Annotated in this window: 22 protein-coding genes; 13 read left to right on the plus strand and 9 right to left on the minus strand. The window is 71.1% G+C overall.

The window, feature by feature from the left end; all coding sequences use genetic code 11:
- On the plus strand, positions 1-1,105 hold a 1,105-nt coding region (locus ACLBX9_RS09185; protein WP_447718701.1), incomplete at its 5' end, for an RluA family pseudouridine synthase.
- Here the strand turns inward: ACLBX9_RS09185 and ACLBX9_RS09190 are convergent.
- Positions 1,072-1,785, minus strand: a complete 714-nt coding sequence (locus ACLBX9_RS09190; RefSeq protein WP_447718702.1) for an alpha/beta fold hydrolase — start codon at positions 1,783-1,785, stop codon at positions 1,072-1,074. The two genes, ACLBX9_RS09185 and ACLBX9_RS09190, sit on opposite strands and share 34 nt — an antisense overlap.
- 190 nt (positions 1,786-1,975) lie before the next feature.
- Between ACLBX9_RS09190 and ACLBX9_RS09195 the strand changes: the two genes are divergently transcribed.
- The 4 genes from ACLBX9_RS09195 to ACLBX9_RS09210 all read left to right on the plus strand — a co-directional run bounded on the left by ACLBX9_RS09195 (position 1,976) and on the right by ACLBX9_RS09210 (position 4,377).
- Complete coding sequence (locus tag ACLBX9_RS09195; protein WP_447718703.1) at positions 1,976-2,359, plus strand: hypothetical protein; 384 nt, start codon at positions 1,976-1,978, stop codon at positions 2,357-2,359.
- Between the two features lie 58 nt (positions 2,360-2,417).
- The gene (locus ACLBX9_RS09200) at positions 2,418-3,083 is read left to right on the plus strand and encodes an HAD-IA family hydrolase (protein WP_447718704.1); all 666 of its coding nucleotides are present in this window, start codon (positions 2,418-2,420) and stop codon (positions 3,081-3,083) included.
- A 45-nt stretch (positions 3,084-3,128) separates the two neighbouring features.
- The gene (locus tag ACLBX9_RS09205) at positions 3,129-3,920 is read left to right on the plus strand and encodes an ATP12 family chaperone protein (RefSeq protein ID WP_447718705.1); all 792 of its coding nucleotides are present in this window, start codon (positions 3,129-3,131) and stop codon (positions 3,918-3,920) included.
- A gap of 136 nt (positions 3,921-4,056) precedes the next feature.
- Entirely contained in the window at positions 4,057-4,377 is a 321-nt protein-coding gene (locus ACLBX9_RS09210) for a hypothetical protein (RefSeq protein WP_447718706.1), read from the plus strand.
- A 28-nt stretch (positions 4,378-4,405) separates the two neighbouring features.
- Here the strand turns inward: ACLBX9_RS09210 and ACLBX9_RS09215 are convergent, their stop codons facing one another.
- Positions 4,406-4,894 carry a glutathione peroxidase gene (locus ACLBX9_RS09215; RefSeq protein ID WP_447718707.1) on the minus strand — a complete coding sequence of 163 codons (489 nt, stop codon included), beginning with the start codon at positions 4,892-4,894 and terminating at the stop codon, positions 4,406-4,408.
- 248 nt (positions 4,895-5,142) lie between these two features.
- Between ACLBX9_RS09215 and ACLBX9_RS09220 the strand changes: the two genes are divergently transcribed.
- A complete protein-coding gene (locus ACLBX9_RS09220) occupies positions 5,143-5,403 on the plus strand; it encodes a DUF6894 family protein (protein ID WP_010687209.1) in 261 nt (86 codons plus the stop codon).
- 56 nt (positions 5,404-5,459) lie between these two features.
- Here the strand turns inward: ACLBX9_RS09220 and ACLBX9_RS09225 are convergent, their stop codons facing one another.
- Entirely contained in the window at positions 5,460-5,993 is a 534-nt protein-coding gene (locus ACLBX9_RS09225; RefSeq protein WP_010687210.1) for a hypothetical protein, read from the minus strand.
- 124 nt (positions 5,994-6,117) lie between these two features.
- On the opposite strand from ACLBX9_RS09225, the gene ACLBX9_RS09230 reads away from it, so the two are divergent.
- The gene (locus ACLBX9_RS09230; protein ID WP_447718708.1) at positions 6,118-7,506 is read left to right on the plus strand and encodes an aminotransferase; all 1,389 of its coding nucleotides are present in this window, start codon (positions 6,118-6,120) and stop codon (positions 7,504-7,506) included.
- A 194-nt stretch (positions 7,507-7,700) separates the two neighbouring features.
- Here the strand turns inward: ACLBX9_RS09230 and ACLBX9_RS09235 are convergent, their stop codons facing one another.
- Both ACLBX9_RS09235 and ACLBX9_RS09240 read right to left on the minus strand, forming a co-directional pair.
- Positions 7,701-9,023: an HlyC/CorC family transporter gene (locus ACLBX9_RS09235; protein WP_447718709.1), complete on the minus strand. Its 1,323-nt coding sequence runs from the start codon at positions 9,021-9,023 to the stop codon at positions 7,701-7,703.
- A gap of 59 nt (positions 9,024-9,082) precedes the next feature.
- Positions 9,083-10,528, minus strand: a complete 1,446-nt coding sequence (locus ACLBX9_RS09240; RefSeq protein ID WP_447718751.1) for a hypothetical protein — start codon at positions 10,526-10,528, stop codon at positions 9,083-9,085.
- A 337-nt stretch (positions 10,529-10,865) separates the two neighbouring features.
- Between ACLBX9_RS09240 and ACLBX9_RS09245 the strand changes: the two genes are divergently transcribed.
- From ACLBX9_RS09245 to ACLBX9_RS09270, 6 genes are all read left to right on the plus strand, one after another.
- A complete protein-coding gene (locus ACLBX9_RS09245) occupies positions 10,866-11,264 on the plus strand; it encodes a DUF3775 domain-containing protein (RefSeq protein WP_010687214.1) in 399 nt (132 codons plus the stop codon).
- 23 nt (positions 11,265-11,287) lie between these two features.
- Positions 11,288-12,580 carry an App1 family protein gene (locus ACLBX9_RS09250; protein WP_447718710.1) on the plus strand — a complete coding sequence of 431 codons (1,293 nt, stop codon included), beginning with the start codon at positions 11,288-11,290 and terminating at the stop codon, positions 12,578-12,580.
- 168 nt (positions 12,581-12,748) lie between these two features.
- Positions 12,749-13,006 carry a hypothetical protein gene (locus ACLBX9_RS09255; RefSeq protein ID WP_447718711.1) on the plus strand — a complete coding sequence of 86 codons (258 nt, stop codon included), beginning with the start codon at positions 12,749-12,751 and terminating at the stop codon, positions 13,004-13,006.
- Positions 13,007-13,208: 202 nt separating this feature from the next.
- A complete protein-coding gene (locus tag ACLBX9_RS09260; RefSeq protein WP_447718712.1) occupies positions 13,209-14,375 on the plus strand; it encodes an MFS transporter in 1,167 nt (388 codons plus the stop codon).
- 65 nt (positions 14,376-14,440) lie between these two features.
- Entirely contained in the window at positions 14,441-16,633 is a 2,193-nt protein-coding gene (locus tag ACLBX9_RS09265; RefSeq protein WP_447718713.1) for a primosomal protein N', read from the plus strand.
- A 74-nt stretch (positions 16,634-16,707) separates the two neighbouring features.
- Entirely contained in the window at positions 16,708-17,070 is a 363-nt protein-coding gene (locus tag ACLBX9_RS09270; RefSeq protein WP_010687219.1) for a SpoIIAA family protein, read from the plus strand.
- A gap of 6 nt (positions 17,071-17,076) precedes the next feature.
- Here the strand turns inward: ACLBX9_RS09270 and ACLBX9_RS09275 are convergent, their stop codons facing one another.
- From ACLBX9_RS09275 to trxA, 4 genes are all read right to left on the minus strand, one after another.
- The gene (locus tag ACLBX9_RS09275; RefSeq protein ID WP_010687220.1) at positions 17,077-17,466 is read right to left on the minus strand and encodes a hypothetical protein; all 390 of its coding nucleotides are present in this window, start codon (positions 17,464-17,466) and stop codon (positions 17,077-17,079) included.
- 485 nt (positions 17,467-17,951) lie between these two features.
- Positions 17,952-18,158, minus strand: a complete 207-nt coding sequence (locus ACLBX9_RS09280; RefSeq protein WP_010687221.1) for a Trm112 family protein — start codon at positions 18,156-18,158, stop codon at positions 17,952-17,954.
- 13 nt (positions 18,159-18,171) lie between these two features.
- Complete coding sequence (locus ACLBX9_RS09285; protein ID WP_010687222.1) at positions 18,172-18,837, minus strand: LON peptidase substrate-binding domain-containing protein; 666 nt, start codon at positions 18,835-18,837, stop codon at positions 18,172-18,174.
- A gap of 43 nt (positions 18,838-18,880) precedes the next feature.
- Positions 18,881-19,795, minus strand: coding sequence for a thioredoxin (gene trxA / locus ACLBX9_RS09290; RefSeq protein ID WP_010687223.1), 915 nt, complete (start codon positions 19,793-19,795; stop codon positions 18,881-18,883).
- Positions 19,796-19,804 lie beyond the last annotated feature (9 nt).

Here is a 19,804-nt window from a genome sequence, read left to right on the forward strand (position 1 = left end):
CCGGCCGCCGGCCAAGCGCTCGGCGGCCCCCTCCCCGGCCCTCGCCTCTGCCCCCGCGCCCGGTCCGACCCGGCGCGAGCAGCGCGCCGCCGCCTCCGCGACCCTCGCCTCCGGCGTGCAGACCCTGACCGTCGAGCCGGACGAGGCCGGGATGCGGATCGACCGCTTCCTCACCGCCCGCTTCCCGCTCCTGCCCTTCACCCGCGTGCAGACCATCGTCCGCAAGGGCGAATTGCGGGTCGACGGCAAGCGCGCCAAGCCGAACGACCGGCTGGAGCCGGGCATGAGCGTGCGCGTGCCGCCGCTGCGCCTCGACCAGCCCACCGAGCGGCCGCGCAGCGCCGCCCGGGAGCAGGACGACGCCGCCTTCATCCGGTCGCTGATCCTCTACGAGGACGCCGACATGATGATCCTCAACAAGCCCTTCGGCCTCGCGGTCCAGGGCGGTTCGGGGACGGTCCGGCACGTGGACGGCCTGCTCGCCGCCCTCACGGGTCCGGACGGCCAGAAGCCGCGCCTCGTCCACCGGCTGGACAAGGACACGGCCGGGTGCCTGATCATCGCCAAGACCCGGCTCGCCGCCGCGACGCTGGCCAAGAGCTTCCGGTCGCGGGCGGCGCGGAAGATCTACTGGGCGCTCACCGCGGGCGTGCCGCGGGTCCGGCAGGGGCGCGTCTCGACCTACCTCGCCAAGGAGGAGCCGACCGACGCGGACGCGCGGATGCGGGTCGCCAAGCACGGCGACGAGGGCGCGAGCCACGCGCTGACCTACTACGCCATGGTCGATCAGGCCGCCCAGAAGCTGTCCTGGCTGTCATTCAAGCCGGTCACCGGCCGCACGCACCAGCTGCGCGCCCACGCGGCCCATATCGGCCACCCGATCGTGGGCGACCCGAAATACTTCTCTGTCGAGAACTGGGAGCTGCCGGGCGGCATCCAGAACCGCCTCCACCTCCTCGCCCGGCGGATCGTCATCCCGCATCCGCGCACCGGCAAGCCGGTCGACGTGAGCGCGCCGCTCCCGCCCCACATGGCCCAGAGCTGGAACCTTCTGGGCTTCGACGCCGCCCGCTACGACCCGATTGTCGAGGCGCCCGAAGCCTGAGCCAGGAGCCAGGGCACGATCGCGTCCGCGAGGGCGTCGGGGGCTTCAAGCGGCAGCATGTGGCCCGACCCGTCGATCACCGTCAGGGTCGCGCCCGAGATGCGATCCCGGATCTCCCGCGCCTCGTCGACGCTGCGCAGGGCGTCCTGCGCCGCGGCAACCACCAGGGTCGGGCACCGGATCGCGCCGAGTCGGTCGAGGTCGCCGGTGCGTGCCTCTCCGGCCTGACGCAGGAAGACCTCACCGCCGAGTTCGTCGCCCATGTGCCGGATGCGCGCGAGGAGAGCCGCGTCGCCGGCCCGGTCCGGATGCACCGACTGGACGATCGCGCCCCGGCTGAGGCCGCCGAATCCCTGCTCGCGGACATGGGTGACGGCGATCGCCTTCCGCGCCGCCTGCGCGCGGGTGTCGGCCCGCGCCGAGGTCGCGATCAGGACGAGGGCCTGCACGCGCTCCGGCGCGTGGACTGTGACGGCCCGGGCCACGTAGCCGCCCATCGAGAAGCCCACGAGGGCGAACCGGTCCGGGGCGTCTGCCAAAACGCGGAGCGCCATATCGTGGATCGTGGCGTCCTGCGTGAGATCGCCGTGCGTGATGGGACCGACCGGTGCGAGCCGCGGGGCCATGTCGGTCCATAGTTCCGGGCCGGTCATGAAACCGGGAAGCAGCACGAGGTTCATGCCCAGAACCGAACTCCGTCAAATTCACGTCAGCGCCGACCGTCGCGGCGCGGTGTCTTAACGAGGTGTTTCCCCGGATCCAAGGGTCTGGCGTCCTACACGCCTTGGCAACCGGTTGCGGCGCCTCATATGCTGCCCTGCACCCTTCCCACCCCGAAGGGCGATTCCGGACGGTTCGAGATCCTGACGCATGAAGCTCGCGATGCTGGCCTGCCTCGCCGCCCTGTGCCTCATCGGGCCGTCCGCGCATGCCGCGCCGGGTGACGCGCCGAAACCGGCCGCGCCCGCGCATCCGGCGGCACCCGACGAAGCCGGGTCGTCGCAGCCGGCCGGCACACCCGGCGAAGCGACGGCGTCGACCCAGGCTGCGCCCAGGGCCGCCGCGAGCGGCCGCGCCGAGCGCCGGCGGCGGTCCTACGCGGCTTGCAACCGGGCCTCCCATCAGCGCGGCCTGCGCGGGGGCAAGCGGCGGCGCTTCCTGATCCGCTGCCGGCTCGGCTACGAGCGGACCCGCAGCCAAGCCGGCCAGCCGGCCGCCGTCGGCCAGCCGACGCAGCCGGGCCGGAAGCCGTGAGGCGCCCCGACACCCGCGTGGCCGCACGGCGGGGATGCGGGTTGGCGCACCGCCCGCGATGAGGCTCGTCGTCTTCGACGTCGACGGCACCCTTGTCGACAGCCAGCATCTCATCGTGGCGGCACAGGGGGTCGCCTTCAAGGAGAACGGCCTGCGGCCTCCGGAGCGGCGGGAGGCGCTGTCGGTGGTCGGCCTCTCCCTGCCGCAGGCCTTCCGTCGCCTCGTCGGCGAGGACGGCCCGATCGCGGAACTCTCCGAGAGCTACAAGCAGGCCTACAACCGCCTGCGGCTCGATCCGGCGCACGAGGAGCCCCTCTTCCCCGGCATGGCCGAGCTTCTCGCCACGCTGCATGCCCGGGAGGACGTGCTCATCGGCCTAGCCACCGGCAAGTCGCGGCGGGGTGTCGACCGGCTGATCGCGCATTACGGCTGGACGGACTGGTTCGCCACCACGCAGAGCGCCGACGACGCGCCGTCCAAGCCGGATCCCACCATGCTGCGTCAGGCCATGGACGAGGCCGGCAGCGAGCCGGGGGCGACCGTGATGGTCGGCGATACGACCTTCGACATCGCCATGGGCGTCGCGGCCGGCGCTACCTCGGTGGGGGTGGCCTGGGGCTACCACCCGCCCGAGGCGCTCTACGGGGCCGGTGCCGTGACGGTGGTTCCCAGCGCCGCTGCGCTCGAGGAGCGGCTTCTCGGCGGGACCGAAGTGGTGCGGTGACACGGGAGGCTCGCGCGGCGGCCGGAGAACGCCTATCTCGCGGTCATGAGCGATGAGACGACTGACTGGCTCGGGCGACCGGGCGACGGCGAGCAGCCCGATCCGGTGCGGGCAGCCCGCGGCCATGCCAAGCCCGCCCTCCCCCGCCGGTTCTACACGGAGGCGGGATTCGCCGAGGATCCCGACGGCTTCCGCCTGACCCTGGACGGGCGCCCGGCCAACACGCCGGCCCGCAATCCGCTGCGGCTTCCGAACCGGGTCCTGGCTCAGGCGGTCGCGGCCGAGTGGACGGCACAGGACGCGGCGATCGACCCGGCCCGCATGCCGCTGACCCGCCTCGCCAACACGGCGATTGACGGCGTGGCGCCCCGGCACGCGGCGGTCGTGGCCGACCTGTGCGCCTACGCCGGCACGGATCTGGTGGCCTACCGGGCCGGCGACCCGGAGCGGCTCGTGGCGGCGCAGGCCGCCGCGTGGGACCCGGTCCTCGCCTGGGCCCGGGACGAACTCGGCGCGCGGGTGATCCTGAGCCAGGGCGTGATGCATGTGGAGCAGCCGCCCGACACGGTGCGAGCCCTCTCCGAAGCCGTGGCGGCGGTGACGGATCCGTTCGCCCTGGCAGGTCTGCACACCCTGACGACGCTCAGCGGCTCGCTGCTGATCGCGCTGGCGGTCCTGCGAGGCCGCTTGACCCCCGCGGAGGCCTGGGCGGCGGCGCATGTCGACGAAACCTACCAAGCCGAGGTCTGGGGCCGGGACGCCGAGGCCGAGGCGCGCCTCGCGGCCCGCCGCGCGGAGTTCGACGCCGCCGCTGCGTTCGTGCGGGTGCCCGGCTGAGCCGCCGCCTCGCGCAGGCCCCGTCTGCAGATGCAATCGCGCAACATCGCCGCGCTGCGGGAAAAACAGGCGCCGCGCCGGCTGACTCTGCACGAAGACTGACTTAAGGACGCTCTGTCCTGTGTTCGGATCGAGCATGAGCACCAATCAGTTCGACCGCTGCGGTTTCGAGGATGAGCTGGCCGCGCTGATCGCGCAGAACCAGTCTTCCGACGTTCAAGACAAGCGTCAGGCGCTATTCGAGGCGTTATTGGATCTCGAAGATCGCGCGAAGGCCGGCGCTGCCTCGATGTCAGCCTTGCGCAAGATCGCGGAGGCTCGATTCCTCGTCGGTATACTGCGCGATGCCGTGCGCCCCGTCCCGGTGGTCTCTCTGCGGACGGTGCTGCGGGCGCGCGGCCGTGCCGGTAGAGGCTCAGGCGCGCGTGCGCTCGCGGCGGCAGATCTGGACGCCTGAGGAGCCCTGCCGCGCATCCGGCAGGCGCTTATCCCGCGGACAGGGCGGCTCCGATCTTCGCCTCCAGCGCCGCGGGCTTGGTCGCCGGGGCGAAGCGCGCGATGACCCGACCGTCGCGGTCCACCAGGAATTTCGTGAAGTTCCACTTCACCGCCCGCAGGCCGAGCAGCCCGGGTCGGGCCCGGGTGAGATAGTCGTAGAGGGGGTCGGCCCCGGGTCCGTTCACGGCAATCTTGCCGAGCACCGGGAAGGTCACGTCGTAGCGCAGCGCGCAGAAGCGCTCGATCTCCGCGGCGTCACCCGGTTCCTGGGCGCCGAACTGATTGCACGGGAACCCCAGGACTGTCAGGCCGGCATCCCGGTGGCGACGCCAGAGGGCTTCCAACCCCTCGTATTGCGGGGTGAAGCCGCACCGCGAGGCCGTGTTGACCATGAGCAGCACGCGGCCGCGGTGCTGTGCCAGAGGGTAGGAGCTTCCATCGGCGGCGGCGACGGTGAAATCGTGGACGCTTGTCATGCTCGACCACTCGGCCAAAGCGGCCGCGGCTGCAAGATCCGATGCGTCATTCCCAGGGGTGCCGCCCGCCGCGAGGCGTGACAGGCCGCAGCACATGCCGCAGCCCGTTCGCCCTTGGATTTTAATGTGGTTTATAGCTGGGGCCACACGCTTGGCCTATGCACCCGTCAATCGCGGCGACGACCCTCGGCACGGCCGCGAGTGAGGGTTGGCCGTACCCCCCGCCTGGACCTGACCGGGGTGCGTGCATGCCGCGCTTCTACTTCCATGTGCACGACGGCCACTCCGAACTCGACCCGGACGGGACCGAGTTGCCGGACTGGCAGTCAGCCCGGCTGGAGGCCATCCGTCTCGCCGGCGACATCCTGAAGCACGACGCACACCGGATCGCCCTCGGCGAGGATTGGCGCATCGAGGTCACCGACCAGACCGGCCTGATCCTGTTCCAGATGACCTTCCTGGTGGTCGAATCGCCGGTGATGCGGAGAAGCATCGCGGCGGAACGCTGAAGCAGGTCCGCAAGCCGGCAGGCCGCGTGCCCCGGACGATTGCCCGGGCGCCCGCGTCAGGCGGGAACTTTCTCCACGTCGAAGCTCGGGCCCTGCGGGGTCATGCGGTCGCGGGTGACGATGCGCTCGCCGGGGGAGACCACGCCGAGGCTGACGTCGCGGTCGGGCAGGACCATCGTGGTGGTCTTGTTCACGTGGACCAGCACGTGCCGCCGCAGCGGGGCCGAGGCCGCGGCCCAGCGCTTCAGCTGCCCGTAGTAGGGTTCGCGCCGCCACGCGTTCGCTTGGCCGGGATCGACCTGCACATTCATGTTGCGGGTCACGGGATCGAGGCTGAGCACCATCTTGGCGCGGTCGGGCTTCCATTCCGGCCCGAGCCAGCCCTCCGTCATCCAGAGGCAGTGGAACGCCCGGCAATGGTCGGGGCGGGTGGCGTGGATGGCGCAGCCCTGCCCGGCCCGCGTGTGGCGACACCATTGGCCAGCGACGCTCTCCACCGCCGGCACGTCGTAGACCTTGCAGCACAGCGTGCAGGCGCCGCAGGCGCGGCCGGGAGCGGGGTGGGCGACGAAGGCTTCGGGGCTGAGCATGGGGCGTATGGCGCGTGCGGCATGCATCCGGCTGTGGCCGGACGCGGATCCGCCGGGCTACCTGCCGGTGCATCAGGTCGGTAGTGTGGCGGCGGATCCAAGCGGCTTGAGGACCTTGCGACCGATGCTCTCAAATCTCGCGACCCGTGACGTCGAAACCCTGCTCCACCCCTACACCAACCTGTCGACGCACCGGCAGGTCGGCCCGCTGGTGCTGGAGCGCGGTGCCGGCGTCCACGTCTACGACACGGAGGGGCGGTCCTACATCGAGGGCATGTCGGGGCTCTGGTGCACGGCCCTGGGCTACTCGAACGCGGAGCTGGTCGAGGCCGCGCAGGCACAGATGGCGCGCCTGCCGTTCACCCACCTGTTCTCCGGCCGCAGCCACGATCCGGGGATCGAGCTGGCCGAGACGCTCAAGGAGCTGATGCCGGTCCCGACTTCGAAGATCTTCTTCACGTCGTCAGGGTCTGAGGCGAACGACACCCAGGTCAAGTTGACTTGGTATTACAACAATGCCCTCGGCCGCCCGCGTAAGAAGAAGATCATCGCCCGCCAGAAAGGCTACCATGGCGTCACGGTGGCGAGCGCCTCGATGACCGGGCTCGCGGCGAACCACGCCGATTGGGACCTGCCGCTGCCAGGGTTCCTGCACGTCTCCCCCGCACACCACTACCGGGGGGCCGAGGCCGGTGAGAGCGAGGAGGCGTATTCCGCCCGCCTCGCCGCCGAGCTGGAGGAGACGATCCTGCGCGAGGGGCCTGAAACGGTGGCGGCCTTCATCGCCGAGCCCGTCATGGGGGCGGGCGGAGCGATCGTGCCGCCGCGCGGCTACTTCGCGGCGATCCAGGCGGTGCTGGCGAAGTACGACGTACGCCTGATCGCCGACGAGGTGATCTGCGGCTTCGGCCGGCTCGGCACGTGGTTCGGCAGCGAGGCCCTGGGCGTCCGGCCGGACTCCATCTCCTTCGCCAAGGCCCTCACCTCCGCCTACATGCCGCTCGGCGGCGTCAGCATCGACGCGCCGATGTACGACGCGCTTGTCGGCCAGAGCGAGAAGATCGGCACCTTCGGCCACGGCACCACCTATTCCGGGCACCCGGTGGCCGCCGCAGTGGCGCTGAAGGCGATCGAGATCTACCGGCGTGACCGCATCATCGAGGGCGCGGCCGAGAAGGCGCCCCATTTCCAGCGCCGGCTCTCGGCGCTCGCCGACCACGCCATCGTGGGCGAGGCTGGCGGCATCGGGCTGATCGGCGGCCTCGAGATCGTCGCCGACAAGGCCAGCAAGCGGCAATACGATCCAAAGGCCGGTGTGGCGGCGCGTTGCGTCGCCTTCGCGCAAGGAGAGGGCCTGATCGTCCGGGCGCTGGCCGGCGACCGGGTGGCGGTCTGCCCGCCGCTGATCATCACGCCGGACGAGATCGACGACCTGTTCGACCGGCTCGGCCGGGCGCTGGACCGGACACGAGACTGGATCCGCGCCGAGGGGCTGGAGGCGATGCCGGAGTGACGTCCGGGTCCTGCGCCGTTCCGGGTACCTGAACGCGACCCCTCTCCCGGACGCCCGGAACGGAAGTGGACGGTGTTCCGGGACCCGGCACGGGAGGTGGCGAAGCGTCCATCTGGATCAACCAGTGCCGCTGACGTGGCGCCCGCCCGTTCCCTCGGACGGGACCGCGTCCGCAGATCGGACGCGGCGACGGTTCAAACCGCCCCGCGTTGCGCCTCCGGCTGCGCATTTGCCTGGACACCGGTCGGTGTCAGCGGCGTGATTCGGAGCGTCGTGATCCGGTTCTTGGCCTTCCGCAGCACCTGGAAGCGGAACCCGTAGAAGTTGAAGGCCGTCCCCTGGTCGGGAATGGTGCGGGCCTCGTGGATGACGAGGCCCGCGATGGTGGTCGCCTCCTCGTCGGGCAGGTTCCAGTCCATCGCCCGGTTCAGGTCGCGGATCGGCACGCCGCCGTCGACGTTGACCGAGCCGTCGCCCTGCGGCCGCACGCCGGAGACCGTGACGTCGTGCTCGTCGGCGATGTCGCCGACGATCTCCTCCAGGATGTCTTCCAGGGTGACGAGGCCCATCACCTCGCCGTACTCGTCGACCACGAGGGCGAAGTGGGTCTTCTTGGTCAGGAAGGCCTTGAGCTGGGCCCGCAGCGACGTCGTGCCGGGCACGAACCACGTCTCCAGCGCCAGAGCCTCGACCTTGAGGCCGGACGCGTCGCCTCCCGCGGCGTCGAGGGCCCGCAGCAGGTCCTTGGCGTGGAGCACGCCGACGATGTTTTCCGGCGTCCCGCGCCACAGGGGCATCCGGGTGTAGGGCGAGGACAGCACCGCGCGCACGATGTCCTCGGAGGGCTGGTCGGCGTCGATCGCCCGCATCTTGGTGCGGTGGACCATCACGTCGGAGACGGTCAGCTCCGACAGGTCGAGGAGGCCGCCCAGCATGTCGCGCTCGGCCTTGGCGACGCCGCCCTCTCGATGCAGCAGCGCCACCTGCCCGCGCAGCTCGTCGGCTGCGGTGAGGATCGACTGGTGCTCGCCGATGGTGATGCCGAAAGGCTTCAGCATCAGCCGGACGACGTGCTCGATGGCGAGGGCCAGCGGCCCCATGAGCGCCACCGCGAAGGCCACCGGCCGGGCGGTGAGGAGCGCGGCCTGGTCCGGCTTGGAGATGGCCAGCGTCTTCGGCAGCACCTCGGCGAAGACGATGACCAGCACCGACATGCCGACGGTGGCGTAGATCACGCCGCTCTTGCCGAAGAGCGCCGTGAGCACGCTGGTGGTGAAAGCCGAGGCGCCGATCGCCACGATGTTGTAGCCGATCAGCATGGCGCCGATGAAGCGCTCGCGGATCGCCAGAATGCGGTTCACGATCGCGGCCCGGGGATCGCCCGCCTGCTCCAGGGCGTGCATCCGCGCCCGCGAGGCCGCCGTGAAGGCGGTCTCGGCCCCCGCGAAGAAGGCCGAGAGCAGCAGCGAGATCACCACGATGCTCGCGGCGAACCACAGGTCGATATGGGTGTCCATCGGTTCCGTCAGGGGCCCTCGAGCGGCGGGTCGGCCGCCCATATAGCGGGTCCCGCAGCTTATTGCGCGCCGATCCGGCGCACCGTCCACGTCGCCCAGTAGACCGGCCGGCCGTAGAGGCTCGACGCGTCGCGTCCGGAGGCGGTCGGGGCGAGCCGGTCGAGCCAAGTCAGGAAACCGGCCTTGCCCGGATAGATGGCGGGCGTGTCCAGGTTGCCCTGCGCGTCCGTCATCCAGAAATGGGCGCTCCGGTCGTAGCGGCCGCTGCCGTCGCCGCCGGAGCGCAGGCCGAGATAGGCCGGCGAGCGCCCCGCCTCCACGGGATCGGCATAGAGCTTCAGCGCGCCGATCCCGTCGAGGCTCATGTCGGCCGTGTATTGCAGGCAGATATCCGCCACCGGCCCGCCCGGCGCGTTGGCCGGCCTCTGGCAGGTGTAGGAGACCGCCCAGCGCTGCATGCCCTTGGCCCGCGCCACCCGGACGAGGCTGCCGGGCGGCAGCGGCCCGGCGAGCTTCCTGGCGACCGACCAGACCTTCGGGCCGGCGAGATCCTGGGCGGTCCGCAGATAGAGCGCGGTGCGGCGCTTCTCTGGGGGGAGGCCGCAATCCTCGGGGATCACGTCGGTGTAGACGTAGTGATACGTGCGATCGACGATGCTGATGGAGCCGGCCAGCCCGTGCGTCTCGAAGGCCGGCGCCGTGCAGGCGGAAGCCACCGGCTTGCCGGCCTCATCGATCACCGCGGCGGGCGTCGGCGGCTCGCTGCGTCCCCGACCGGCGCCTGCATCGAACGGCGTCCAGGCGAGCCCGTATCCATCGGCGGTACGCGTCCGGATCTCGAAGCTCCGGAAGTCGAGGGTGCGCGCCTCGATCTGGACGCGGCGCCGGACGTCGGCGACCCCTTCGATCGGGCCGTCCCGCTCGGTCCGTCGGCGCCCGCGTCGGCGGCGGCCCTCAGTCTCCGGCTCCTCCGCGCCGGTCACGCCGACGCGCTCCTGGCCGAGGAGGAAGACGTAGCTGTAGGCCTCCCCCGCCCAGTCGCGGCCCGCCACCGCGATCGGGTCGCGGGGACCGATCCCCTCGGCGGACGGCGTCGGCTCGGACCAGCCCCGCCTGCGCGCCCGCTCCTCCGGCAGTTCAACCCAGAATCGGTCCGCCGACGGCGGGAGCGTCGTGGCCAGGGCCTCGAAGGTGCGACCGGTGCGAAGGGCGCCTCCGTCCCGGCTGTCCGTCGCGCGCCGCTCCGGGCAGGCTTCCTCGCCGCGTCGGGCCGCGATTGGAGTCTGTCCCTGAAACACCGCCTGCAGGGGACCGGGGGCCTCGGAGCGGGGAAGCCGCAGGATCTGAACACCGCGCACGAAGGCGCAGGACGCGGGCGAGATCAGCACGCCCTCGGCCTCGGATCCCTCGCGGCAGATCTCAAGATCTCCGCCACCGGTGACGAAACAGCTCGGCGCACTGCCCTCGAAGCCGGCCGGCCGGGCCTCCACCAGCCCTGGCCACACCAACGCTGTGGCGAGAAGGGCGCTGAGCCCGACGGCGCCGGACCGCGCCCAGGCAGCGCGCCCGGACTGGCAGTCTCGGGTCCGGGCAACGACGGTATCGGCGGGCGATGTCCTGGCAGTCTTCAGAGAAACCACGTCTATCGCCAGCGTTGATCCGGGTGTCGGGGAAGTCTCGCAGCCTGTAACGCAGGGTCGACAGGCCGGAAAGGGGCGCGGATCACGCAGGCAGTCCACGGCGCGCGTTCTTGAGGATGGGGCGAACCCGGCGCCCGCTCGTCCGTTGTCGCGGCTTGAGGGCCCCGCGGGTCCGCCCCTGTCAGCGTCCGGAGATCAGCGCATGGATATCGCCGTCGAAACCGTCACCGACATCGTCATGCGGCTGCGCGCGATCGAGGTGAAGGAGGGCAACACCGATCCGGATTCGGGCTCCAACCCGATCGACGACGGCGCGACCGACGTACTGATCTCCGGCACCGACGACGCCACCGAGTCGGAGGTCCGCGGCATGATCGCCGGGCTCGACGACGATTCCCGCGCGGAGCTGCTGGCCCTGTTCTACGTCGGCCGCGGGGACATGGAGCCGGAGGAGTGGGGTGAGGCGGTGCGCTTTGCCCGCGAGCGCGAGGCCGCCGGCGAGGGTGTGGTGCCGACCCTGCTGGGCTCCCCGATCGCCGGCGATCTCCTGGAGGAGGGTCTCGACGCCCTCGGGCTCAGCCCCGAACTGCCGCAGGCCTGACCCTCTGAACGGCGGGCGGTGCCATGGCCTCGCGCGTGCGCAAGGGCGCCACGAAGGCGCTGCGGGTCCTCACCCGCCCGGTCCGCCGTGCGCAGGGCTACGGAGGCAAGGGCCGCGGCGGGCTCGTCGTGGAGCCCTATCGCGGCTACGGCTCCCGCGACGAGGTGTTTCTCATCGGCCGGGTCTTCCACCAATCGCCCGGCATCCCGGGCGAGGATCCCGAGTCCCTCCGGGCGCAATGGCGCGACCTGCGCCGCCGAATCGCCCGGCGCAAGGTAGCGGGCGTGACCGTGACCGCCCGGTTCGGCGACGCCGCCACCCGCGTCGAGACCGACCAAGACGGCTATTTCCGCGTGCATCTGCACCCGCGTGCAGCCCTCCCCGCCGAAGGAGATTGGCAACCGGTCGATCTCCTGCTGGAGGCCGAGCCGCCGATCCCCGCCGAGGGCGCGGTATTCATCCCGCCCGAAAGCTGCCGCTGCGTGGTGGTCAGCGACATCGACGACACGGTGATGCGGACCGGCGTCGCCAACAAGCTCAAGATGCTCTGGCGGCTGTTCGTGGAGGATGCCGAGAGCCGGGTCGCCTTCCCGGGCGTGGCGGCGCTCTATCGGGCGCTGCATGCGGGGGCCGGTGGCGACGCGGGCAACCCGATGCTCTACGTCTCCCGGGCGCCTTGGGGCCTCTACGAGATGCTCTCCGAGTTCTTCCAGCGCCACGGCATCCCGGCCGGGCCGGTGCTGTTCCTCAGGGAATGGGGTCTGTCCTGGACCCACCCCCTGCCGCGGCGAGCCACCGATCACAAGCAGGCGCTGATCCGGCACATGCTCGCCCTCTACGGCGACCTGCCCTTCGTGCTGATCGGTGACAGCGGCCAGCACGATCCGGAGGTCTACGCGCAGATCGTCGAGGAAAATCCCGGGCGGGTGCTGGCAGTCTACATCCGCAACGTGTCCCGCGACGCCGCCCGGATCGAGGAGATCGTCCGCCTTGCGGGCGCGGTCGCGCGGGCAGGCTCCAGCCTCGTGCTCGCCGCCGACAGCGTCGCCATGGCCGAGCACGCGGCCGCGATCGGCCTGATCGCGCCGGAAGCCGTGGCCGGCGTGGCCGACGAGCACGCGGCGGACGCGGAGACTGGACCCCGCCGGGAAACCGCCCGCATCACCGCCGAGCCGCCAAATGACAAGGCCGGCGCGGGGGATCCCGCGATCTCGCCCGACGCCATTGCGGAGGCCCTGGTCGGCGATGGCGCCGTCCCCGCGACGGTTGTGGTCGAGCCCGAGGAACCGGCGAGCCTTCCGTCCCTCCGCCGCTGAGCCTGCGGCCAGCTCGGTCGCTCACCGCCGACGGGCCGGCCCGCGGGGCGCCTCACGAAATGTTGCAACGCAGCATCCCGTGTCGCGCGCTTCACATCACGGGCGCGATGACTAGGTTCCGCCGTTCTCAAGCCGGTCCACGCTCTTCGAGGCTCCGGGAGTTCAAACGTGCAAACCTACACCCTCGCGATCGCCGACGGCGTCCTCTTCGCCTGCCTGCCCGACGAGGCCGACATCACGGCCGCGATCACGGACGCGACGGCCACCAGTTACGGCTTCGGCCTGAGCCTCGATATCGTCCGCGGGGCGACGCTGACCGACGCCGCCCGGCCCGACGACGAGGTCGTCTGGCAGGAGGGGTCGGACAGCGAATTGCTGGACGCGCACGGGCGCCGCTACCGCTACGCCGTCCGCCGCGCAGCCTGATCGGCAACCGCAGAAGCCCTGACACGTCGTCGCCCTGCGGTGCTACGGTCCCTCCCACTCGGTTTGGCGGGAGGTGGGATTTGGGGCTGATCTTTGCGGCGGCACAGAACCGTCCCACCGGCCTCTCGTGCCCCGCCTTCCGGAACTCCGCTGCCCGGGCCCGGTATGGCCGGGCGAAGACCGTCCCTGTGCGATCGCCTCGATGGGAGCGGCATTGACCGGGGCCGGACGCAGAGGCGGACTCGCGCGCTTTCTCATCCTCTATGCTGCGCTCTATGGGGCCTATGGCAGCCTCTCGCCGATCCTGCCCGGCTTCCTCGCTGAGCGGGGCCTCGGTCCGAGCGAGATCGGCATTCTGCTCGCCGCGGCCGGCGCCCTCCGCCTCTTGGTCGGACCCGTGGCCGGGTCGTTCGCCGACCGTCACCGGGCCGGGCGTGCGGTCCTGGCGGCAAGCCTCGGCCTCGCCGGGCTTGCCGTGCTGGCCCATCTCCCGGCTGCGGGGTTCGTGCTGCTCCTCGGCCCGGGTCTCGCATACGCCATCGGGACCGCGGCGCCCGCACCCCTCTCCGACGCGCTAGCCCTGGCGGCGGCGCGCGGCGGCGCCGAATTCCAGTACGGCTGGGTCCGCGGCGCCGGCTCGGCTGCCTTCATCGCGGCGACCTTGGCGGCGGGCGGCCTCATCGATGTGGGTGGATTGTCCGCCCCGGTGATGGCGAGCGGAGTCCTGTTTCTCGCCGCAGCGGCCGCGGCCCTGGCCGTCCCATCCGAGCCGTCCGTCGCGCCCGAAGCGGGATCGCCGTGGAGCGACGTCTCCGGCCTGATCAGGCTGCCGCGGTTCCGTCGGACGGTGGTGGCGGCCGCCCTCGTGATCGGCGCGCACGCGATGCATGACGGGTTCGCGATGATCCTGTGGCGCCAGTCCGGAATCGGGCCCGGCACCGCGGGCCTGCTCTGGTCGAAATCGGTCGCCGCCGAAGTCCTGGTCTTCCTCCTCGTCGGCCCGCCCCTGCTGAAACGGATCGGGCTTCCGGCCGGGATCGCGGTGGCGGCCGGCGCCGGTGCCCTGCGCTGGGCGGTGCTGGGTTCCACCACTGCCGTTCCCTGGATCGCCGCCGTGGAGGCACTGCATGGGTTGAGCTTCGCCCTCCTGCACCTCGCCTGCCTAGGCCTGATCGAAGAGGTTACGCCGCCGGACCTGCGCGCCACCGCGCTCGCCCTCTACGGCACCCTGGGCCTCGGCTTGTCGGGCGTGCTCGCCACCTTGGCCTCAGGGGCGCTCTACGGCGCCCTCGGTGCGTCGGGCTTCTGGGTCATGGCGGCGATCAGCCTCGCCGCCCTACCGCTAGCCGCGAGTCTGCGCCGGCCCTGAACGGGCGGGTTCTTTTCCCCGGCCTATGGTACGGACCCGGAACGGAGCCGCCCGAAAAACCCTGCATGCCCTTCGTCGCCGAGATTCTGATCCCGCTCGCCCTCGACACGCCCTACAGCTACGTGGTGCCCGCCGGTTTCGATCTCGCCGCGGGCGACGTGGTGCAGGTTCCCCTCGGGCCTCGCGAGATCGTTGGGGTTGTCTGGGGACTGGCCGAGACCGCCGGCGGCTCGAACCTGCGCCCGGTGACCGGGCGCCTGCCCTATCCGCCGCTCTCCGATCCGCTGCGCAGCCTCGTCAACTGGATCGCCCGCTACACGCTGGCACCGAAGGGCTCGGCGCTCGCCATGGTGCTGCGCCTGCCGGACGAGGCTGCGGCCGCCGAGACCGTCCGGGTCGCCGTGCGCATCACCGACAAGCCGCCCGCCCGGCCGACCGCCGCCCGCACCAAGGTTCTGGCGGTCGCCGCCGACAAGGCGCTCCGCGGCAAGAGCGCCCTGGCGAAGGAGGCCGGCGTCTCGCTCTCGGTGGTCGACGGCCTGATCGACGACGGTGCCCTGGAAGCTGTGGCGGTTGAGCCCGAGCCGGTCGCCCCTTACCCCGATCCCGACGCCCCGCGGGCGCCGCTCTCGCCCGCCCAGGCCGAGGCCGTCACCGCCCTTGTGGAGGGCTTCCCGTGGCGGCGGCCGCTCGGCGAGGACCAGCAGGCCGACAACCGGCCCGTCCTGCTGGAGGGCGTCACCGGTTCGGGCAAGACCGAAGTCTACTTCGAGGCGGTGGCCGACTGCATCCGCGCCGGGCGTCAGGCCCTGATCCTGATGCCCGAGATCGCCCTGACGGCGCAGTTCCTCGACCGCTTCGCCGCCCGGTTCGGCGTGCGGCCGGCGGCGTGGCATTCCGGGATCGGCGGCAAGCGGCGCGAACGCCTCCGCGCGGCCGTGGCCGCGGGCGAGGCGCTGGCGGTGGTGGGTGCGCGCTCGGCCCTGTTCCTGCCCTTCGCCCGCCTCGGCCTGATCGTGGTCGATGAGGAGCACGAGACCGCCTACAAGCAGGAGGACGGCGTCCACTACCATGCCCGCGACATGGCGGTGGTCCGCGGGCGCCTCGAAGGCTGTCCGGTGGTGCTCACCTCGGCGACCCCCGCCATCGAGACGCGCGTGAATGCCGCGAGGGGCCGCTACCGGCACGTCCTGCTGCCCGAGCGCTTCGGCGGCCGCCGCCTGCCCGACATCGCCGCCATCGACATGCGCCTCGACCAGCCGGAGCGCGGGCGCTTCCTCAGCCCGCCGCTGGTGAACGCGGTGAAGCACACCCTGGAGCGCGGCGAGCAGGCGCTGCTCTTCCTCAACCGGCGGGGCTACGCGCCGCTCACCCTGTGCCGGGCCTGCGGCCACCGCTACCAGTGCAAGAACTGCTCGACCTGGCTCGTCGAGCACCGTTTCCGCCGGGCGCTGATCTGCCACCAGTGCGGCTACGCGGAGCGGCGGCCCGAGGCCTGCACCGAGTGCGGCACCTTCGACAATCTCACCGCCTGCGGTCCCGGCGTCGAGCGGATCGCCGAGGAGGCTGCCGCCCTGTTCCCCGACCGGCGCATCGTCGTCCTGTCGAGCGATTTCCCCGGCGGCGCCGAACGCCTCCGGCAGGAGCTGGACGCGGTGGCGGCCGGGGAATGCGACCTCGTCATCGGCACGCAGCTGGTGGCCAAAGGGCACAACTTTCCCGGCCTGACCCTGGTCGGCGTCCTCGACGCCGATATCGGGTTGACCTCGGGGGATCCGCGGGCGGCGGAGCGGACCTTTCAGCTGCTCCAGCAAGTGACCGGCCGCGCCGGCCGCGGCGAGAAGCCCGGCCGCGCGCTGGTCCAGACCTACCAGCCGGACCATCCGGTGATCGCGGCTCTGCTGTCGGGGGATGCCGAGCGGTTCTACGCAGAGGAGATCCAGGCCCGCGAGGCGGCCGGCCTGCCGCCGTTCGGGCGGCTGGCGGCGTTGATCGTCTCGGCGAACGAGCGGGAGGTCGCGGAGGCGCATGGGCAGGCGCTGGCCCGCGCCGCCGAACCGCCGGAGGGCGTGATGGTGCTGGGTCCCGCCGAGGCGCCGCTCGCCCTGGTGCGGGGCCGCTACCGGTTTCGGCTGTTGGTGAAGACCGAGCGCAACGTCGACCTGCAGGCCTACCTGCGCGCCTGGATCGCCCGCGGGCCGAAGGTGCGAGGCAACGTGCGGGTTGCGATCGATGTCGACCCGCAGAGCTTTTTGTAGGACACTCGCCCCTCGGGCGGCGCTTCCCCGGTCGGAGACCGGCGGAACGCGGGCGGTTCCCGGAGGAGCGATCAGTGCTGACTTACACCAAGACGCCGGATTCGAATGTCGCCGAGATCGTGGTCGACGGGAAGATCACCGACGAGGAGATGAACGCCGCGATGACCGCCATGAAGGCGGACCTCGACAAGGGCGGCAAGATCAAGCTGCTTGAGGACATCCGCGCCTTCGAAGGCATGGAGCCGGCGGCCTTCTTCAAGGACCCGCGCTTCGGATTCTCGATGATGAAGAGCGTCAGCCACGTCGCCTTGGTGACGGACGCGCCCTGGCTGAAGGCCCTGGCCGAGACGTTCAACTTCGTCTCGCCGACCCAGATCAAGGTGTTCGAGCGCGCCCGCCTGGACGAGGCGCGCAGCTGGCTCGCCGCAGCTGCCTGAGCGGCCTCACTCGGCCTGCGCGGTGCGGTTGTCGCTGCGCCGCGCGGTCCAGCGACCGGAGCACAGGGAGCTGACTTTCCAAGTGCCCGCGCCGTTGCCGGCCTGGAGCCGCCCCGTCCCGGTGCCGCTCGCCGTCCCGTTGCTGACGGTGAGCCCGACGCTGCCGTCCGCGCCGACATGCCCGCTGACTCGCGCGCCCGCGGCGCCGGAGATCAGCCGCACCTGCCCCTCGCGGATCGCCAGCGCATAGGTGTACCGCGCGCTGCACACGCCACTCTCGGTCACCAGTTCCACCGACCATGTCCCGCTATGCGGACCGGATTCCGCGCGAGCGGGCAGGCATGCGGGGACGAACAGGCCGGCGGCGACAGCCGCAGCGGCGGTCAGCTTGGTCATCGTAGGGCTATCTTTCAGCGATGTGGCCACCGCACAGAGCGGCGTGCCTGGACAGAATCATCGATGGAGGATGACCCGAAGCTGAACGAAAGAAACGGCGAGAGTATGGCCACAGGCCGCATTGATAAGAATTGGCCTCGGCCAGCGCGCTGACGTACGGAATAGTCAAGCTGACGCTGGACAGCATTGAGATTAAATACCAGGTGCACCTGACGTCGGAATTTGTCGGGATTCCTGCGGCGATCTGCCGAGATCGTCGCGGGCGGGTATCGCACCGTCTTTTACAAGTCGCATGCGGCGCCAGCGGCAAGCGACTCGGGATTCGGCAGACCAACGCACGAAGCGTCTGGAGAGAGCTAACGGTGTCGCTCACGCGGCGCTTCGGGTGCCGCGTCCCGGAACGGGTTCCGCTATCGCTCCGCCTGTCCGGTCAGAGGCGCGTCACATGAACCACGGGGTGCCAATCGAGCGCGACGCGATCGCCCTCAGTCCGTCAGCGGCCGGGCTTCCTCCGGCAGCATGATCGGGATCCCGTCGCGGATGGGATAGGCGAGCTTGGCCGACCGGCTAATCAGTTCCTGGCGGGCGGAATCATATTCCAAGGTGCCCTTGGTCAGTGGACAGACCAGGATCTCCAGGAGCTTCGGGTCGACGCGGGTCGCCTCGACGGGCGCGGTGAGGTCATTGGCCATCGTTTGAAAAAACCTACTGCATCGTCGATTCGGGTCCGGAGCCGCGAACCAGCTCCATCTGCGTGACCGCGATCAGGATCTCGGCCCGGGTCTTCAGGTCGGGCGCTTCCAGCATCGCCTGCTTCTCGCGCACACCGAACGGGCTCATCATGCACAGGGCGTTGACCAGCGCCTCGTCGGGCGCCTCGTCGATACCGGCCCAGTCCACCTTGAGGTCGTTCGACTCCACGAAGTCGCGCAGCGCCTTGAGGACACCGTCGCGGTCGACGTGTTCCTCGCCCGCGCGCGGCGCGAAGTCCACCGCGAAGCTGTCGTACGAGACATGGCAGCGCCGATACGCGCTCGCCGAGGCGAGTTCGCTCTCGACGCGGAAGCGGCTGATGCCCGTGAGGGAGATCAGATAACGGCCGTCGCCCGTCTCGGCATACTGCGTAATCCGGCCCGCGCAGCCGACGCGGTACAGCTTCGGCGTCGACGCGCCCGATCCTTCCGGGTCGGGCTGGATCATCCCGATGATCCGGTCGGTGCGCATCGCGTCGTCGACCATCGCGAGGTAGCGCGGCTCGAAGATGTTCAGCGGCATCTGCCCACGGGGCAGGAGCAACGCGCCGGACAGGGGGAAGACGGGGATCACGGCGGGGCAGTCCGCCGGGCCCTTGTAGCTCGCATGCGTGCTCATGGCGCCTCCCTGATGGGCCTGTGCCGGAGCGCGAGCCGGCGCCTCACGAGAACAGAAGCGCCGAGAGCTTGCGCCGCCCGCGGATCGTGTCCGGATCCATCACGCCCCAGGCTTCGAAGAACTGAAGGAGTTGCTTGCGCGCGCCGTCCTCGTTCCAATCCTTGTCGCGCTTGCGCAGCTCGATCAGGTGGTCGACCGCCTGCCCGCGCTCGCCCCGGGCCGCTAGGCCCAGCGCGAGGTCGAACCGCGCCTGATGGGCGTCCGGATTGGCCTCGACCTCCCGCTGCAGCCCCGCGAGATCGCCGAGCGAGGCGGCCTGTTCGGCGAGCTCGAGGGCGGCGCGGATGCCGGCGAGCGCCGGGTCAGAAGCCTTCGCCTCGGGGACCATGGCCAGAACACGCTTGGCGTTCTCGACCTCGCCCGCATCGAGCTGCAGCTTCGCGAGACCAGCCAGAGCCGCGACGTTGTCGGGCTGCTGCTCAAGGATCGCCGCGTAGATCTCCGAGGCACCCGCGAGGTCGCCTTCCTCGATCAGGCCGGCGGCCTCGGCAATGGCTGCCTCGACCGGATCCTGGACGGGGCCGGCGACCCGGGCGATCAGATCCTTGATCTGGCTCTCCGGGACGGCGCCCATGAAGCCGTCCACCGGCTGGCCCTTCTGGAAGACGATCACGGCCGGAATCGACTGGATGCCGAGCTGACCCGCAATCGACGGGTGCTCGTCGATGTTCATCTTCACCAGGACGACCGCGCCGGCCGCTTCCTTGACGACCTTCTCCAGGACCGGGGTCAGCTGCTTGCAGGGGCCGCACCAGGGCGCCCAGAAGTCGACCAGCACCGGGCGCTGCATCGACTCGGCGATCACGTCCTGCCGGAAGCCCGCCGTTGTGGTGTCCTTGATGAGAGTGCCGGTATCGCCGGCCGGGGCGCTGCCCCCGGCAAGGGTGTCGTTGAGCATCGGTCTGGC

The sequence above is a fragment of the Methylobacterium sp. A49B genome, assembly GCF_053346215.1.

What these genes read in the sequence shown, in the direction of transcription:
- ACLBX9_RS09190 (WP_447718702.1), bottom strand. Translation starts at nt 1,785, where the DNA reads ATGAACCTCGTGCTGCTTCCCGGTTTCATGACCGGCCCGGAACTATGG.
- ACLBX9_RS09195 (WP_447718703.1), top strand. Translation starts at nt 1,976, where the DNA reads ATGAAGCTCGCGATGCTGGCCTGCCTCGCCGCCCTGTGCCTCATCGGG.
- ACLBX9_RS09200 (WP_447718704.1), top strand. Translation starts at nt 2,418, where the DNA reads ATGAGGCTCGTCGTCTTCGACGTCGACGGCACCCTTGTCGACAGCCAG.
- ACLBX9_RS09205 (WP_447718705.1), top strand. Translation starts at nt 3,129, where the DNA reads ATGAGCGATGAGACGACTGACTGGCTCGGGCGACCGGGCGACGGCGAG.
- ACLBX9_RS09210 (WP_447718706.1), top strand. Translation starts at nt 4,057, where the DNA reads ATGAGCACCAATCAGTTCGACCGCTGCGGTTTCGAGGATGAGCTGGCC.
- ACLBX9_RS09215 (WP_447718707.1), bottom strand. Translation starts at nt 4,894, where the DNA reads ATGACAAGCGTCCACGATTTCACCGTCGCCGCCGCCGATGGAAGCTCC.
- ACLBX9_RS09220 (WP_010687209.1), top strand. Translation starts at nt 5,143, where the DNA reads ATGCCGCGCTTCTACTTCCATGTGCACGACGGCCACTCCGAACTCGAC.
- ACLBX9_RS09225 (WP_010687210.1), bottom strand. Translation starts at nt 5,993, where the DNA reads ATGCTCAGCCCCGAAGCCTTCGTCGCCCACCCCGCTCCCGGCCGCGCC.
- ACLBX9_RS09230 (WP_447718708.1), top strand. Translation starts at nt 6,118, where the DNA reads ATGCTCTCAAATCTCGCGACCCGTGACGTCGAAACCCTGCTCCACCCC.
- ACLBX9_RS09235 (WP_447718709.1), bottom strand. Translation starts at nt 9,023, where the DNA reads ATGGACACCCATATCGACCTGTGGTTCGCCGCGAGCATCGTGGTGATC.
- ACLBX9_RS09245 (WP_010687214.1), top strand. Translation starts at nt 10,866, where the DNA reads ATGGATATCGCCGTCGAAACCGTCACCGACATCGTCATGCGGCTGCGC.
- ACLBX9_RS09250 (WP_447718710.1), top strand. Translation starts at nt 11,288, where the DNA reads ATGGCCTCGCGCGTGCGCAAGGGCGCCACGAAGGCGCTGCGGGTCCTC.
- ACLBX9_RS09260 (WP_447718712.1), top strand. Translation starts at nt 13,209, where the DNA reads ATGGGAGCGGCATTGACCGGGGCCGGACGCAGAGGCGGACTCGCGCGC.
- ACLBX9_RS09265 (WP_447718713.1), top strand. Translation starts at nt 14,441, where the DNA reads ATGCCCTTCGTCGCCGAGATTCTGATCCCGCTCGCCCTCGACACGCCC.
- ACLBX9_RS09275 (WP_010687220.1), bottom strand. Translation starts at nt 17,466, where the DNA reads ATGACCAAGCTGACCGCCGCTGCGGCTGTCGCCGCCGGCCTGTTCGTC.
- ACLBX9_RS09280 (WP_010687221.1), bottom strand. Translation starts at nt 18,158, where the DNA reads ATGGCCAATGACCTCACCGCGCCCGTCGAGGCGACCCGCGTCGACCCG.
- ACLBX9_RS09285 (WP_010687222.1), bottom strand. Translation starts at nt 18,837, where the DNA reads ATGAGCACGCATGCGAGCTACAAGGGCCCGGCGGACTGCCCCGCCGTG.
- trxA (WP_010687223.1), bottom strand. Translation starts at nt 19,795, where the DNA reads ATGCTCAACGACACCCTTGCCGGGGGCAGCGCCCCGGCCGGCGATACC.